Source organism: Aquitalea sp. S1-19, from assembly GCF_024343515.1.
The window spans coordinates 1-1,768 of the sequence record NZ_RJTZ01000277.1; the positions used below are offsets into that span (position 1 = coordinate 1).

The window sequence follows — 1,768 nt, forward strand, 5'->3', positions numbered from 1 at the left end:
ATGGCCAAGGCCAAAAATCCGGCCAATTGGGTTGTGGTCGGTACGCCGCAATCGTACGAGGTATACGGCTGCATGGTGCGCAAAGGCGATGCGCCATTCAAGAAGGTGGTCGATGATGCGATCAAGGCAACCTACGCTTCCGGCGAGATCAACAAGATCTACAGCAAGTGGTTCCTGCAGCCGGTTCCACCCAAAAACCTGAACCTGAACTTCCCGATGTCGGGTGCAATCAAGGCCTTGATCAAGCGCCCTACCGATCGCGCTGTTGATCAGCTGTAAGCAGGATTTTCGGCAGGCTGGAACAAGCCTCTGTAGGGGGCTTGTTCAATTAGTTTGAGGCAAATCAACGGTTGTCTTTTCTGTTTTGATAGAAACTAGGCGAATGAGATATTCATTTAGAGTTTCCTAATGTATTAGGCTCGATGCAATATCCAGGAAAACGGTATTTCAGGCATCTCCCCCCATGCTGCTTATTGGGATGAGAAAGATGCCGAAGTGCTGCTTAATAGACGGTACGCCGTCGATCGCATCCATCCCTATCTGGAGAAATAGAATATGCCTCATACCTTGCGTTTATTGCCTCTTGCCTTGGCTTGCACCTTGCTTTCCACATCGGCCATGGCTGCCGAGCCGACCGGAACCCTGAAGAAAATCAGGGACTCCGGCACCATCGTGCTTGGCCACCGGGATTCTGCGATTCCTTTTGCCTACCTGGCCGGTGGCAAGCAGCCGGTCGGCTATTCGCTCGATCTTGCCCAGCATGTGGTTGATGCGGTGAAGAAAGAGCTGAACATGCCGAACCTGAAGGTGCGCTACAACATGGTGACCGGCCAGACGCGCATCCCCTTGCTGCAGAACGGGACAGTTGATATCGAGTGCGGCGCTACGACCAATAATGTCGAGCGTCAGCGTCAGGTCGATTTCTCGGTCGGCATCTTCGAGATCGGCACCCGCTTGCTGGTGAAAAAAGATTCCGGCATCAAGGACTTTGCCGATCTGAAGGGCAAGAATGTGGTGGTCTCTGCCGGAACGACGGGCGAGCGTTTGATGCGGATCATGAATGCCAACCAGAAGCTCGGCATGAATATCGTGGCGGCCAAGGATAATGGCGAGTCGTTCCTGATGCTGGAGTCTGGTCGGGTTGCGGCTTTCATGACCGACGATGCCATGCTCTACGGCGAGCGTGCCAAGGCGCGCAATCCGGCAGAGTGGGTGGTAGTGGGCAAACCGCAGTCGAGCGAGATTTACGGCTGCATGATGCGCAAGGGTGATGCGCCATTCAAGGCATTGGTGGACAAGGCTATCGTGAATACCTACAAGTCGGGGCAGATCAATGCGATCTACGACAAGTGGTTCATGCGGCCGATTCCGCCGAAGAATCTGAATCTTGGTTTCCCAATGTCGCCGGAGTTTAAGGCATTGATCGCCAAGCCTTCGGATAAGCCGGCGGCAAGCTGATTCCTGTCGTACAAGCAATGCGGTAATACAAGGGGGGCAGCGGCCCCCTTTATTTAATGGAGTCGTTCATGAATTACAACTGGGACTGGAACATCTTCTTCAAGTCCACCGGAATCGGTAACGAGATTTACCTCGACTGGTATATCACGGGTCTGGGCTGGACGCTGGCCTTGGCGCTGGCGGCATGGCTGGTTGCGCTGCTGCTGGGTGGGCTGTTGGGTGTGATGCGCACCTTGCCCAACAAGTGGTTGTCCGGCATCGCCACCTGCTATGTCGAGCTGTTCCGTAATGTACCGCTCTTGGTGCAGCT

At 54.4% G+C, this 1,768-nt stretch carries 3 protein-coding genes; all 3 read left to right on the forward strand.

The features are described from left to right. The coding region (locus EGI20_RS18290) for a transporter substrate-binding domain-containing protein (protein ID WP_498633118.1) at positions 1-279 on the forward strand (279 nt) is incomplete at its 5' end. A gap of 276 nt (positions 280-555) precedes the next feature. Next, positions 556-1,458, forward strand: a complete 903-nt coding sequence (locus tag EGI20_RS18295; RefSeq protein WP_124735507.1) for a glutamate/aspartate ABC transporter substrate-binding protein — start codon at positions 556-558, stop codon at positions 1,456-1,458. A gap of 68 nt (positions 1,459-1,526) precedes the next feature. Then, a partial coding sequence (locus tag EGI20_RS18300) for an ABC transporter permease subunit (protein ID WP_498633120.1) occupies positions 1,527-1,768 on the forward strand: 242 nt, incomplete at its 3' end.